Raw genomic sequence first — 13295 nt, forward strand, 5'->3', positions numbered from 1 at the left:
GTTTTCACTTGGACCTGCCAGGAACGCAAAACATGCCATCCCGCCGCACCCTCCTTGCCCTCGGGCTCGTCGCCACTGCCATGCTGACCGCCTGCGCCACTACGCCCTCGCCTTCGCATGCCGAACGCCCACCGATCGTCTTCATGCACGGCAACGGCGACTCGGCCGCGCTGTGGCAGACCACCCTCTGGCGCTTCGAATCGAACGGCTGGCCGCGCGAGCGCCTCTTTGCGATCGACCAGCCCTACCCCCTCGCGCGCGACGACGATGCCGTGGCGCAGCCGGGCCGCAGTTCGACCACCGATTCGGCCACCTTACTCAAGGCCCAGGTCGAGCGGGTCCTGAAAGCCACCGGCGCGGCCAAGGTGGTGTTGATCGGCAATTCGCGCGGCGGCAACACCATCCGCAACTACGTGCAGAACGGCGGCGGCGCAGCCGTGGTGAGCCACGTGGTGCTCGGCGGCAATCCCGCGCACGGAATCTGGGCCGTGAAGGGCCTGCGCGAGAACAACGAGTTCTCGGGACTCTCGGGCTTCATGCAGCAGCTCAATGCGCCGAAGGGGCCGAACGGAGAAGAGGTCACGCCGGGCGTCCAGTGGCTCACGCTGCGCTCCGACAACAACGACAAATACGCGCAGCCCGATGGCCTCTGGATCGGCGCGCCGGGCCAGCCGACGAACATCGGCTTCGATGGTCCCGCGCTCAAGGGCGCGACCAACGTGGTGCTGCCGCGCGTCGATCACCGCGAAACCTCGTTCTCGCCGGCGGCCTTCGCGGCCACTTGGCAGTTTCTTACCGGCGAGGCGCCGCGCAGCGCGGCGGTGGCGCCTGAGGCGCAGGTCGTGCTCGACGGCCGCGCCATCGGGGCGGAGAACATCGCGCTCAACGGCGCACAGGTCACGGTGCATGCCGTCGATCCGGCCACGGGCGCACGGCGCGGCGAGGCCGTGCACAGCAAGAACATCGGCGCCGACGGCCGCTGGGGCCCTTTCAGGGCGCGCGGCGACACGGCCTACGAGTTCGTTCTCGCAGCACCGGGCTACGGCACCACGCACATCTACCGCAGTCCGTTCCCGCGCAGCAGCCTGGTCGTGAACCTGCGCCCGGAGCGCCTCACGCCGGCCGATTCCAACGCCAAGGCGGTCGTGGTCTTCACGCGGCCTCGCGGCTATTTCGACGCCCAGCGCGACACCATGCGCTTCGACGGCCAGAGCCCGCCACCGGGCGTGCCGCCCCGAGGTTCGGGCGTGTCGTCGTCGAGACTGCGGCTCGCCGCGGCCGAGCCCCAGCGCGCCGTGACCGGCGAGTTCAATGGCGAGCGCATCACCGGCCTCAGCTGGCCCGCCGCGCAGGCGCATGTGACCGTGCTCGAGTTGACCTATTGAGACGAGGCACGAGGCCATGAACGACATCACCGCTCCCTCCCCCTGCGTGCTCAGCGTGCGCGATGCGCGCGGCGTGGTCACGCTGACGCTCAACCGGCCGGCGGCGTTCAACGCGCTGTCCGAAGATATGCTCGCAGCACTCGAGCAGGCGATCGCCGCCACCGCGGCCGACGACACCGTGCGCGCCGTGGTGATCGCGGCCACCGGCAAGGCCTTCTGTGCCGGCCACGACCTGAAGGAAATGCGCGCCGAACCTTCGCTCGGCTACTACGAGCGGCTCTTCGCGCGCTGCGGCGCCATGATGCTGTCGCTGCAGCGGCTTCCGGTGCCCGTGATCGCACGCGTGCATGGCATCGCGACGGCCGCCGGCTGCCAGCTGGTGGCGGTGTGCGATCTGGCGGTGGCCTCGAGCGAGGCGCGCTTCGCAGTCAGCGGCGTCAACGTGGGCCTGTTCTGCGCCACGCCGAGCGTCACGCTGTCGCGCAACCTCGGGCGCAAGGAAGCCTTCGAGATGCTCGTGACCGGCGAGTTCATCGGTGCCGACGAGGCGCGCGACAAGGGTCTCGTCAACCGCGTCGCGGCCCCAACGGAGTTGGACGCGGCGGTCGAGGCGCTGGTGGCCAGCATCGTCGCCAAGCCGCGCCGGGCGCTGGCGCTCGGCAAGGCCCTGTTCTATCGGCAGCTCGAGACCGGCATCGAGGCCGCGCTGGCCGATGCGAGCCAGACCATGGCCTGCAACATGATGGACGAGAGCGCGCTCGAAGGGGTGCAGGCGTTCATCGAGAAGCGGCCGCCCGGCTGGAAGCGTTGAAGCGCCGGCTCAGCTGTCGTGCAACCGGGAGGACTGTGGCAGGTGCGCCATCAGGAACTCCATCTGGTCCGTCAGGATGCGCCGGTTGCGCAGGATGAAGTCTTCCCAGAGGCTCGGCACATAGGGCGCGTACAGCAGCGGCATGTTCGCCTGCTCGGGCGTGCGGCTGCTCTTGCGGTGGTTGCAGGGCTTGCAGGCCGTGACCACGTTCATCCAGTTGTCGATGCCCTTCTGGGCGAACGGGATGATGTGCTCGCGCGTGAGCTCGTCCTCGTGGAAATGGCCGCCGCAATAGGCGCAGACGTTGCGGTCGCGCGCAAACAGCTTGCTGTTGGTCAGGCCCGGGCGCTGGTGGAAGGGGTTGATGCGCGGCACGCCCTTGGTGCCGATGATGCTGTTGATCGCGATCTGCGACTGCTCGCCGGTGATGGCGTTGTGCCCGCCACGGAACACAGCGACCTGCGCGCCCACCTCCCAGCGGACTTCGTCCGCCGCATAGTGGATCACCGCCTGTTCGAGCGATATCCATGACTGGGGCAGCCCCTGGGCCGACAGCTTCAAGACCTTCACCACACGCCTCCTCGAAAACGAAAGAAACACGGAAAAAGACCAGCGACACGGAGCGGGTCGGAGACCCTTGCGGCGACGCACTGAGTCACAATATACCGGCTTTGTGACAAAACGGCCTGATCCGCCCATTCGACGGGCAAAAGGCGCTATCAAAAAGATACTACAGATGCAGGTTTTCCGCGGCTTCCGGCATCCGGGCGTGGCTCCGGCCTGCGCCCTCACGATCGGCAATTTCGACGGCGTCCACCGCGGCCACCAGGCCATGCTGGCGCTGCTGCAGACTGAGGCGCGCCAGCGCGGCCTGCCGAGCTGCGTGCTCACTTTCGAGCCGCATCCGCGCGACTATTTCGCCGCGCTGACCAAGAAGCCCGAACTGGCGCCGGCGCGCATCGGCACCTTGCGCGACAAGCTTGGTGAGCTCGCCGCCTGCGGCGTTACGCAGACCATCGTGCTGCCCTTCGACCAGCGGCTCGCGAGCCAGTCGCCCGAGGAATTCATCCAGAACGTGCTGGTCGACGGTCTGGGCGCGCGCTATGTGCTGGTGGGCGACGACTTCCGCTTCGGCGCCAAACGGGCGGGCGACTACGCCATGCTCGATGCGGCCGGCGAGGCGCGCGGCTTCGACGTCGCGCGCATGAACAGCTACGAGGTGCACGGCCTGCGGGTCTCGAGTTCGGCCGTGCGCGATGCACTGGCCGAAGGCCGCATGGCCGACGCCCAGATGCTGCTCGGTCGCCCCTACGCGATCTCGGGCCACGTGGTCCACGGCCGCAAGCTCGGCCGCGCGCTCGGCGCCTCGGCCCCGGGCCAGGACGACGGCTTTCGCACGCTCAACATGCGCTTCAAGCACTGGAAACCGGCCGCCAGCGGCATCTTCGCGGTGCTGGTCCACGGACTGGCCGACCGGCCGCTGCCCGGCGTGGCCAACCTCGGCGTGCGCCCCTCGCTCGACGCCAACGACGTCAACGCGGGCCGGGTGCTGCTCGAGACGCACTGCCTCGAGTGGCCCTCGCATCTGGGGTCCGAAGGGGCCTACGGTAAAATCGTGCGCGTGGAACTGCTGCACAAACTGCACGACGAATTGCGCTACACCAGCCTCGAGGCCCTGACTGCGGGCATCGCCAAGGATGGGCGCGACGCACGTGCGTTCTTCGCATCGACCCACGCCGAAACCCACCGCCAGACCACGCGCGACCGAATTTAGCCCTGCACGCACCGTGCTGCCGCCCTTCGACAAGCTCAGGGCGAACGGCTTTTCTTCCGCACCGACCGCTTCGTGCAGTTCGGGCTGAGCCTGTCGAAGCCCCTCTGTTTCGCACCCCAACATGTCTGACGCTGCCGCTCCCTCCCCCACCGACTACCGCGCCACCCTCAACCTGCCCGATACCCCCTTCCCGATGCGCGGCGACCTGCCCAAGCGCGAGCCGGGCTGGGTCAAGGAATGGAACGACGAAGGTCGCTACCACCGCCTGCGCGACGCGCGTCACGGCGCGCCCAAGTTCATCCTGCACGACGGCCCGCCCTATGCCAACGGCCAGATCCACATGGGCCACGCGGTCAACAAGATCCTGAAGGACATGATCACCAAGGCGCGCCAGCTCGAGGGCTACGACGCGCTCTACGTGCCGGGCTGGGACTGCCACGGCCTGCCGATCGAGAACGCCATCGAGAAGCAGTTCGGCCGCAACCTGAGCCGCGACGAGATGCAGGCCAAGAGCCGCGCCTACGCCACGGAACAGATCGCCCAGCAGATGGCCGACTTCCAGCGCCTCGGCGTGCTGGGCGAATGGGACCATCCCTACAAGACGATGGATTTCGCCAACGAGGCCGGCGAGCTGCGCGCCTTCAAGCGCGTGATCGAGCGCGGCTTCGTCTATCGCGGCCTGAAGCCCGTGTACTGGTGCTTCGACTGCGGCTCGTCGCTGGCCGAGTTCGAGATCGAGTACGCCGACAAGAAGAGCCAGACCCTCGATGTCGCCTTCAAGGCGCACGACCGCGCGAAGGTGCTCGCGGCCTTCGAAACCGACCACCAGATCCTCGGCGACATCTTCGCCGTGATCTGGACCACCACTGCGTGGACGATCCCGGCCAACCAGGCGATCAACCTGAACCCCGAGATCGAGTATTCGCTCGTCGACACCGAGCGCGGCCTGCTGATCCTCGCCAACTCGCTGGTCGAGATGTGCATGACGCGCTATGCGCTCGACGGCAAGGTCCTGGCCACGGTCAAGGGCGAGAAGCTCGGCGGGCTCGAATTCGAGCACCCGCTGTACGACGTGGATGCGGGCTACCAGCGCCTGTCGCCCGTGTACCTGGCCGACTACGCCACGGCCACCGACGGCACGGGCCTCGTGCACTCGTCGCCTGCCTACGGCGTGGACGACTTCAACTCCTGCATTGCACACGGCGTGGCGTACGACGACATCCTGAACCCGGTGCAGGGCAACGGCAGCTACGCGCCCGACTTCCCGCTGTTCGGCGGCCAGAACATCTGGAAGGCCGTGCCGGTGATCATCGCCGCGCTGCGCGATGCCAACCGCCTGCTGACCACCGAGACCATCACCCACAGCTACCCGCACTGCTGGCGCCACAAGACGCCGGTGATCTACCGCGCGGCCGCGCAGTGGTTCGTGCGCATGGACGAAGGCGAAGGCGTGTTCACCAAGGACAAGGCGCCCAAGACGCTGCGCCAGACGGCGCTCGAAGCCATCGAACAGACCAGCTTCTACCCCGAGAACGGCAAGGCGCGGCTGCACGACATGATCGCCAATCGTCCCGACTGGTGCATCAGCCGCCAGCGCAGCTGGGGCGTGCCGATCCCGTTCTTCCTGCACAAGGATTCGGGCGAGCTGCATCCGCGCACCATGGATATCCTCGACCAGGCCGCCGACATCGTCGAGAAAGGCGGCATCGAGGCCTGGAGCCGCGTCACCGTCGAAGAGATCCTGGGCGCCGAGGACGCGCCGCACTACACCAAGAGCACCGACATCCTCGAGGTGTGGTTCGACTCGGGCTCGACCTTCTCGCACGTGCTGCGCGGCACGCACCCCAACGTGCACCACGAGACCGGGCCCGAGGCCGACCTGTACCTCGAGGGCCACGACCAGCACCGCGGGTGGTTCCACTCGTCGCTGCTGATCGCCTGCATGCTCGAAGACCGGGCGCCGTACAAGGGCCTGCTCACGCACGGCTTCACGGTCGATGCCAAGGGCATCAAGATGAGCAAGTCGCTCAAGAACGGCATCGACCCGCAAGAGATCAGCAGCAAGCTTGGCTCCGAGATCATCCGGCTGTGGGTGGCCGCGAGCGACTACTCGGGCGACATCGCGGGCGACGACAAGATCCTCGCGCGCGTCGTCGATTCGTACCGCCGCATCCGCAATACGCTGCGCTTCCTGCTTGCGAACACCAGCGACTTCGACATCGCGAAGGACGCGGTGCCGCTCGGCGAGCTGCTCGAGATTGACCGCTACGCGCTCTCGCGCGCGGCGCAGTTCCAGGCCGAGATCCTCGCGCACTACAAGGTGTACGAGTTCCATCCGGTGGTGGCCAAGCTGCAGATCTACTGCTCGGAAGACCTCGGCGGCTTCTACCTCGACATCCTGAAGGACCGTCTCTACACCACCGCGCCCGGTTCTCGCGCGCGCCGCAGCGCGCAGACCGCGCTGTGGCACATCTCGCAGGCGATGCTGCGCTGGATGGCGCCGTTCCTGAGCTTCACGGCCGAGGAAGCCTGGAAGTTCGTGAGCACCGGCCAGCCGGGCGAGTCGATCTTTGCGCAGACCTACAGCCGCTTCGATGCACCCGACGAGGCCCTGCTCGCCAAGTGGGGCCGCATCCGCGAGATCCGCGACGGGGTGAACAAGGACATCGAGGCCGTGCGTGCCGAAGGCAAGGTCGGCTCGTCGCTGCAGGCGAACCTGAAGCTCAGCGCACCGTCCGACGACCATGCGCTGCTGGCGTCGCTCGGCGACGACCTGAAGTTCGTCTTCATCGCCTCGGCGATCGAGCTCGCTGCGAGCGATGCGCTCTCCACGCAGGTCGCACCGAGCAGCGCGCCCAAATGCGAACGCTGCTGGCACTACCGCGACGATGTCGGCCACGATGCCGCGCATCCGACCATCTGCGGGCGTTGCACGAGCAACCTGTTCGGCGCCGGCGAGCCGCGGAGCTTTGCCTGAGATGGCGGCCGCACGCTCCATGACCGCATCGCCCTCGCGCAGCGGCAGCATCTGGCCGTGGCTCGCGCTCGCGGCCGCCATCCTGGCCATCGACCAGATCACCAAGACGCTGATCCTGGGCGCCTACAAGCTCGGCGACGCAACCTACGTGACGAGCTTCTTCAACGTGGTGCGGGCCCACAACACGGGCGCCGCGTTCTCGTTCCTGGCCGACCACTCCGGCTGGCAGCGCTGGTTCTTCACGGCGATCGGCATTGCCGCCGCGGTGTTCATCGTGTGGATGCTGAGGTCGCACGCGGGGCAGAAGCTCTTCTCGTTCGCCATGGCCTGCATCCTCGGCGGTGCGGTCGGCAACGTGATCGACCGGCTGATGCACGGCTACGTGGTGGACTTCCTGAGCTTCCACATGAACAACTGGTATTTTCCGGCCTTCAACGTGGCCGACAGCGCGATCACGCTCGGTGCGATCTGCCTGATCCTCGACGAGATCCGGCGGGTCCGGCGCGCCAGATAGCCGCGCCCCCGGTCCAGGCCGCCCGCCCTGCGCGCGCGGCCTGAGGCTCCGCAAAGCAATTCAATAGTCAACGAAAAGGAGAGGGTTACTCCCCTCTTCGCGCGCTGTCACGGCGGGGTCATACTGGCGCGGTGAAATGTAATCGATTACATCGCATCAGCCGCCACCCATGAGCATCCAAGCCGTCGCCGCCAAAGCCGGGGTCTCCGTCGCCACCGTCTCGCGCGTCTTCAACTTTCCCGACAAGGTCACGCCGGCCACGCGGGCGCTGGTGGAGCGCGTGGCGCACGAACTCGACTACCTGCCGAATGCCAGCGCACGCACCCTGCGCACGCAGCGCAGCCGCGCCCTCGGCGTGGTGCTTCCCACGCTGCTGAACCCCACCTTCGCCGAATGCCTTCAGGGCATCGCGCGCGCGTCAATCGCGGGCGGCTACGCCATCGTTCCCATCACCACCGGCTACCGGTTCGAGGAAGAAGAGCGTGCGGTGCAGTTGCTGCTCGCGGGCAACGTCGACGGGCTGATCCTGGTGGTCTCCAATCCGTCGACGTCGGCCGCGCTCGCGCGGCTGCGCGGCGTCGGCACGCCCTATGTGCTCGCCTACAACCGCCACGCCGACCATCCCTGCGTGACGGTCGATGGCGAGGCGGCCGTGGCCGACGCGGTGGCGCGGCTCGTGCTGCTCGGCCATCGCCGCATCGCCATGGTGAGCGGCACGCTGGCCGCCTCCGACCGGGCACAGCAGCGCTTTCGCGGCTATCGCCAGGGCATGCGCGATGCCGGCCTCAAGGCGCTGCCGCTGATCGAGGTGCCCTTCGTCGAAAGCGCGGTGGATGCGCTCGCGCGCGTGCTGCAGGCGGGCGACAGGCCCTCCGCACTGGTCTGCTCGAACGACCTGCTCGCGATCCGCAGCATCCGCGCCGCGCACCTCAGCGGCCTTCGCGTGCCCGAGGCGCTCAGCGTGGTCGGCTTCGACGGCATTGCGCTCGGCGAAGACCTCACGCCGGCCCTGAGCACCATCGAGCAGCCCAACAGCGACATCGGCCGCCACAGCGTCGAGCTGCTGATCCAGGCCATCGCCGGCGGGGCGCCGCTCGGGCCCGATGCAAGCCTGCTGCTGCCCCACGTCTTTCGCGACGGCGAATCGTGCGCCGCCGCGGCGGTTTCCTGATCCATTCGTTCCCGACCCATCCCACAAGGAGTTCCTGCATGTTGTCCTTCCAGACCTTCCGCTTCTCGCGCCTCGCGCGCCTGGGCCTGCTCGCCGCCGCACTGGCCGGCGGCAGCGCCATGGCCCAGAACGCCATCTGCTACAACTGCCCCACCGAATGGGCCGACTGGGGCACCCAGCTCAAGGCCATCAAGGCCAAGACCGGCATCACGGTGCCGGCCGACAACAAGAACTCGGGCCAGTCGCTCGCGCAGCTCGTCGCCGAAAAGGGCAGCCCCGTCGCCGACGTCACCTACCTCGGCGTGACCTTCGCCGTGCAGGCGCAGAAGGAAGGCGTGGTCCAGCCCTACAAGCCGGCCGCCTGGAACGACATTCCCGACGGCCTCAAGGACCCGGCCGGCAACTGGTTCACCATCCATTCGGGCACGCTCGGCTTCATGGTCAACGTCGACGCCCTCAAGGGCAAGCCGATCCCGAAGTCGTGGGCCGATCTGCTCAAGCCTGAATACAAGGGCCTCATCGGCTATCTCGATCCCGCATCGGCCTTCGTCGGCTACGTCGGCGCGGTGGCGGTGAACGAGGCGCGCGGCGGCACGCTCGACAACTTCGGACCGGCCATCGACTACTTCAAGGCGCTGCAGAAGAACGAGCCGATCGTGCCCAAGCAGACCTCGTACGCACGCGTGCTGTCGGGCGAGATCGCGATCCTGCTCGACTACGACTTCAACGCCTACCGCGCCAAGTACAAGGACAAGGCCAACGTCGCCTTCGTGATCCCGAGCGAAGGCACGCTCGCCGTGCCCTACGTGATGAGCCTGGTCGCCAAGGCACCGCATGCCGCCGAGGGCAAGAAGGTGCTCGACTTCGTGCTGTCCGACGAAGGCCAGGCGATCTGGGCCAAGGCCTACCTGCGGCCGGTGCGCGCCAAGGCAATGCCCAAGGACATCGAGGCGCAGTTCCTGCCGGCGAGCGAATACGCGCGTGCCAAGAGCGTCGACTACGCCCGCATGGCCGAAGGCCAGCGTGCATTCTCCGATCGCTACCTGAAGGAAGTGCGCTGAACGCGCGGCGGCGATGAGCTCCAAGGCCAACGCCTGGACCCCGCGCTGGCGGCTGCTCGCCTGCGCAGCGCCGGCGGCCGCATTCTTTGCGGCCTTCTGGTTGCTGCCGGTGGTGCGGCTGCTCGCGCTGCCGGCCGACAAGGGCTGGCGCACCTACTTCGCGGTGCTGACCGATTCGCGCTACCTGGAAAGCATGGTCAACACCGTGGCGCTGTCGATCACGGTGACGCTCGTCACACTGGTGCTCGGCGCGGCCGTGGGCATCTACCTGGCGCGCCATGCCTTCATCGGCCGGCGCATGCTGCTGTCGCTGCTGACGCTGCCGCTCTCGTTTCCGGGCGTGATCATCGGCTTCTTCGTGATCCTGCTGGGCGGGCGGCAGGGTGTGGTGGCCGACATCGGCGACAGCCTGTTCGGCCAGCGCATCACCTTCGCCTACGGCCTGGTCGGGTTGTTCCTCGCCTACCTGTACTTCTCGCTGCCGCGCGCCATTGCCACCTATGCGGCCGCGGCCGAGGCGATGAACGTGCAGCTGGAGGAAGCCGCGCGCTCGCTCGGCGCATCGCGCCTGCGCGTAGCACGCGACGTGTGGCTGCCCGAACTCGCCCCGACCACGCTGGCCTGCGGCGCGATCCTGTTCGCGACCTCGATGGGCGCGTTCGGCACCGCCTTCACGCTCGCGAGCAAGTTCGAGGTGATACCCATCACCATCTACAACGAGTTCACCAACTATGCCAACTTCGCGCTCGCCGCCTCGCTGTCGATCGCGCTCGGCATCGTGACATGGCTGGTGCTGTTCGTCGCGCGGCGCTTCGGGGCCAACCCGGTCGCGCGCTGAAAGCAGGAAGAAAGACGCCATGCGAAAGAACTCCGGATCGAAGGCCCCGTTCCTGCTGACCATCACCGTGCTGACCAGCATTTTCATGATCGCGCCGATGCTGCTGTCGGTGATGGCGGGCCTGGTCAACAACTACAGCGTCGGACTGAAGAGCGGGCTCACGCTGCGCTGGCTCGGCGAGGTGTGGGAGAACTACGGCGGCACCGTCGGCTGGTCGCTCGCGCTGGCCACCGCCTGCGTCGTCGGCACCGTGCTGCTCGGAGTGCCCTGCGCGTATGCGTTGGCGCGCAGCCGCTCGCGCGCTGCCGGCATCTTCGAGGAACTGCTGACGCTGCCGGTGGCGGTGCCCGGGCTGGCGACCGCGCTCGCGCTGATCCTCGCCTACGGACAGCTCACGGCATTTCGCCAGAGCTTCGCCTTCATCCTCGTGGGCCACATCGTGTTCACGCTGCCGTTCATGGTGCGCACCGTGAGCTCGGCCTTCCAGCGCAACGACCTGCTCGCGCTCGAAGAGGCCGCGCGCACGCTCGGCGCCAGCTTCTGGCAGCGCTTCATGGGCATCCTGGTGCCGGCCGTTTTTCCTGCCATCGTGGCGGGCAGCCTGATGGTGTTCACGCTCTCGGTGGGCGAGTTCAACCTCACCTGGATGCTGCACACGCCGCTCACGCGCACGCTGCCGGTGGGCCTGGCCGACAGCTATGCCTCCATGCGCATCGAGATCGGATCGGCCTACACGCTGATCTTCTTCGCCGTGATCCTCCCGGTGCTGTGGGGCCTGCAGTACCTTGCCAACCTGATTCAGAAACGCCATGGAACTTGAACGCATCCCCATCGACGTCGCGCGCTGCGCCAAGACCTACGCCGACGGCACGCGCGGCCTGCTGCCCACCGACCTGCATGTGGAGGCCGGCGAGGTGCTTGCGCTGCTCGGTCCGTCGGGCTGCGGCAAGACCACTCTGCTGCGGCTGATCGCGGGGCTGGAGTCGCCCGACGAGGGCAGCCGCATCGTGTTCGGCGACCAGGACGTGACGCACCGGCCGGTGGAGCAGCGCGGCGTGGGCATGGTGTTCCAGAGCTACGCCCTGTTCCCGCAGATGACGGTGGCGGCCAACATCGGCTACGGGCTGCGCATCCGCGGCGTGTCGGCCGAAGAAGAGAAGCGCGCGGTCGGCGAACTGATCGACCTGACGCGGCTCGGCGGGCTCGAGAACAAGCGCCCGGCCGAGCTCTCTGGCGGACAGCGGCAGCGCGTGGCGCTCGCGCGCGCCGTGGCGGTGCGCCCGCGCGTGCTGCTGCTCGACGAACCGCTGGCCGCGCTCGACGCCAAGCTCAAGGAGTCGCTGCGCGACGAGCTGGCCGAGTTGCTGCGGAGGCTGCACATCACGGCCGTGCACGTCACGCACGACCAGCAGGAGGCGATGGCCATTGCCGACCGGCTCGCGGTGATGAGCGCAGGGCGCATCGTGCAGATCGGCCGCGGCGAAGACCTCTACCGCGCGCCGGCCCATCCGTTCGTGGCGGAGTTCCTGGGCCGGGTCAACCGGCTCGAGCGCGCGGCCGATGCGATGGCGCAGGGCGTTGTCCGACTCGGCGCATGCACCCTGCCCTGCCCGAGCGCCCTGCGCGGCCATGCCATGCTCCTGGTGCGACCCGAAGACATCGAAGTGAGCGCACCGCAGCCCGGCTGGGGCAGCGCCACGGTCGAGCGCCGCACCTTTCTCGGCGACCGCGTGCAGCTGCAATTGCAGACGGAAGACCAGCCCCTGCTCGTCGCCGACCTGGGCCGCGACGCGCCCTTCGGACCCGGCGACCGGGTCGGCCTTCGTATTTCGCCCGACCGCCTGATGCCGTCGCAGGAAAGCAGCGCATGACGACCACGACCGACAACCTCCCCGACACCACCTTCCTGGTCCAGCTCACGGACCTGCACATCCGCGAGCCCGGCCGCCTGGCCTATGGCCGCATCGACACCGCGCCGTACCTGCAGCGCGCCGTCGCCTCGGTGCTGCGGCTGCCGCAGCGGCCCGACGCGGTGGTGATCACGGGCGACCTCAGCGACTTCGGCCGCGCGGCCGAGTACGCGCATCTGGCGCGCCTGCTGGCACCGCTCGACATGCCGGTCTACCTGATGCCCGGCAACCACGACGACCGCGACCAGCTGCGCCGCAGCTTCCCGGGCCACGCCTACATGGCGCAGGGCGTGGGATCGGGCGGCTTCGTCCAGTACGCGGTGCGCGTGGGGCCGCTGCACCTGCTCACGCTCGACACCTGCGTGCCCGGCGCCAGCCATGGCGCGCTCTGCCGCGAGCGGCTTGCCTGGCTCGAGGCGGCACTCGACGACCGCCGCGGCGAGCCCGTGGTGATCGCGCTGCACCATCCCCCGTTCCGTACGCTGATCGGCCACATGGACGAGATCGGCCTGCGCGAGGGCGCCGAAGCGCTCGAGGCGCTGGTCGCGCGCCATTCCAACGTCGAGCGCCTGATCTGCGGCCACTTGCACCGCGCGATCGACGTGCGCTTCGGCGGCACCATCGCCTCGACCTCGCCGGCGCCCGCGCACCAGGTCTGCCTCGACCTTTCGCCCGATGGGGCCTCGGCATGGACGCTGGAGCCGCCCGGGTTCCGCGTGCACGCCTGGTCGGCCGGTGAACAGCGGCTGGTGACCCACCTGGCCGCATCGGGCAGCTTCGAAGGGCCTTTTCCATTCCACGAGAACGGCGCCCTGATCGATTGAGGCCGTTCCTGTGGACAATGGAGCCGAAAA

At 68.2% G+C, this 13295-nt stretch carries 12 protein-coding genes; 11 read left to right on the forward strand and 1 reads right to left on the reverse strand.

Annotation, left to right across the window (positions count from 1 at the left end):
• Positions 1 to 32: 32 nt before the first annotated feature.
• Together AC3A6J_RS03400 and AC3A6J_RS03405 are read left to right on the forward strand one after the other, a co-directional pair.
• Positions 33 to 1385, forward strand: a complete 1353-nt coding sequence (locus AC3A6J_RS03400; protein WP_487858484.1) for an alpha/beta fold hydrolase — start codon at positions 33 to 35, stop codon at positions 1383 to 1385.
• 16 nt (positions 1386 to 1401) lie between these two features.
• On the forward strand, positions 1402 to 2196 hold the full coding sequence (locus AC3A6J_RS03405) for an enoyl-CoA hydratase (RefSeq protein ID WP_487858485.1): 795 nt from the start codon (positions 1402 to 1404) through the stop codon (positions 2194 to 2196).
• 9 nt (positions 2197 to 2205) lie between these two features.
• On the opposite strand, the gene AC3A6J_RS03410 is transcribed toward AC3A6J_RS03405, so the two are convergent.
• Entirely contained in the window at positions 2206 to 2766 is a 561-nt protein-coding gene (locus tag AC3A6J_RS03410; protein WP_487858486.1) for an HNH endonuclease, read from the reverse strand.
• A 166-nt stretch (positions 2767 to 2932) separates the two neighbouring features.
• Here AC3A6J_RS03410 and AC3A6J_RS03415 point away from each other — a divergent pair, with 166 nt between their 5' ends.
• From AC3A6J_RS03415 to AC3A6J_RS03455, 9 genes are all read left to right on the forward strand, one after another.
• Positions 2933 to 3970 (forward strand): bifunctional riboflavin kinase/FAD synthetase, encoded by a 1038-nt coding sequence (locus AC3A6J_RS03415; RefSeq protein ID WP_487858487.1) that lies wholly within the window; start codon positions 2933 to 2935, stop codon positions 3968 to 3970.
• 121 nt (positions 3971 to 4091) lie between these two features.
• Positions 4092 to 6947 (forward strand): isoleucine--tRNA ligase, encoded by a 2856-nt coding sequence (ileS, locus tag AC3A6J_RS03420; RefSeq protein ID WP_487858488.1) that lies wholly within the window; start codon positions 4092 to 4094, stop codon positions 6945 to 6947.
• 1 nt (position 6948) lies between these two features.
• On the forward strand, positions 6949 to 7461 hold the full coding sequence (gene lspA / locus AC3A6J_RS03425) for a signal peptidase II (RefSeq protein WP_487858489.1): 513 nt from the start codon (positions 6949 to 6951) through the stop codon (positions 7459 to 7461).
• Between the two features lie 169 nt (positions 7462 to 7630).
• Positions 7631 to 8632 (forward strand): LacI family DNA-binding transcriptional regulator, encoded by a 1002-nt coding sequence (locus AC3A6J_RS03430; RefSeq protein WP_487858490.1) that lies wholly within the window; start codon positions 7631 to 7633, stop codon positions 8630 to 8632.
• Between the two features lie 38 nt (positions 8633 to 8670).
• Positions 8671 to 9693, forward strand: coding sequence for an ABC transporter substrate-binding protein (locus tag AC3A6J_RS03435; RefSeq protein WP_487858491.1), 1023 nt, complete (start codon positions 8671 to 8673; stop codon positions 9691 to 9693).
• 13 nt (positions 9694 to 9706) lie between these two features.
• The gene (locus AC3A6J_RS03440) at positions 9707 to 10531 is read left to right on the forward strand and encodes an ABC transporter permease (RefSeq protein WP_487858492.1); all 825 of its coding nucleotides are present in this window, start codon (positions 9707 to 9709) and stop codon (positions 10529 to 10531) included.
• A 19-nt stretch (positions 10532 to 10550) separates the two neighbouring features.
• Complete coding sequence (locus AC3A6J_RS03445) at positions 10551 to 11351, forward strand: ABC transporter permease (RefSeq protein ID WP_487858493.1); 801 nt, start codon at positions 10551 to 10553, stop codon at positions 11349 to 11351.
• A complete protein-coding gene (locus tag AC3A6J_RS03450; RefSeq protein ID WP_487858494.1) occupies positions 11341 to 12402 on the forward strand; it encodes an ABC transporter ATP-binding protein in 1062 nt (353 codons plus the stop codon). The genes AC3A6J_RS03445 and AC3A6J_RS03450 overlap by 11 nt, the downstream gene beginning before the upstream one ends.
• Entirely contained in the window at positions 12399 to 13265 is an 867-nt protein-coding gene (locus tag AC3A6J_RS03455; RefSeq protein ID WP_487858495.1) for a phosphodiesterase, read from the forward strand. The genes AC3A6J_RS03450 and AC3A6J_RS03455 overlap by 4 nt, the downstream gene beginning before the upstream one ends.
• Positions 13266 to 13295: the final 30 nt, after the last annotated feature.

It is taken from the genome of Variovorax sp. Soil_C_39 (genome assembly GCF_057656815.1).

Bases quoted from the DNA above. Each gene is read 5' to 3' on its own strand.
- AC3A6J_RS03455 (WP_487858495.1), top strand. From the start codon at position 12,399: ATGACGACCACGACCGACAACCTCCCCGACACCACCTTCCTGGTCCAG.
- AC3A6J_RS03400 (WP_487858484.1), top strand. From the start codon at position 33: ATGCCATCCCGCCGCACCCTCCTTGCCCTCGGGCTCGTCGCCACTGCC.
- AC3A6J_RS03405 (WP_487858485.1), top strand. From the start codon at position 1,402: ATGAACGACATCACCGCTCCCTCCCCCTGCGTGCTCAGCGTGCGCGAT.
- AC3A6J_RS03435 (WP_487858491.1), top strand. From the start codon at position 8,671: ATGTTGTCCTTCCAGACCTTCCGCTTCTCGCGCCTCGCGCGCCTGGGC.
- AC3A6J_RS03440 (WP_487858492.1), top strand. From the start codon at position 9,707: ATGAGCTCCAAGGCCAACGCCTGGACCCCGCGCTGGCGGCTGCTCGCC.
- AC3A6J_RS03445 (WP_487858493.1), top strand. From the start codon at position 10,551: ATGCGAAAGAACTCCGGATCGAAGGCCCCGTTCCTGCTGACCATCACC.
- lspA (WP_487858489.1), top strand. From the start codon at position 6,949: ATGGCGGCCGCACGCTCCATGACCGCATCGCCCTCGCGCAGCGGCAGC.
- ileS (WP_487858488.1), top strand. From the start codon at position 4,092: ATGTCTGACGCTGCCGCTCCCTCCCCCACCGACTACCGCGCCACCCTC.
- AC3A6J_RS03450 (WP_487858494.1), top strand. From the start codon at position 11,341: ATGGAACTTGAACGCATCCCCATCGACGTCGCGCGCTGCGCCAAGACC.
- AC3A6J_RS03415 (WP_487858487.1), top strand. From the start codon at position 2,933: ATGCAGGTTTTCCGCGGCTTCCGGCATCCGGGCGTGGCTCCGGCCTGC.
- AC3A6J_RS03430 (WP_487858490.1), top strand. From the start codon at position 7,631: ATGAGCATCCAAGCCGTCGCCGCCAAAGCCGGGGTCTCCGTCGCCACC.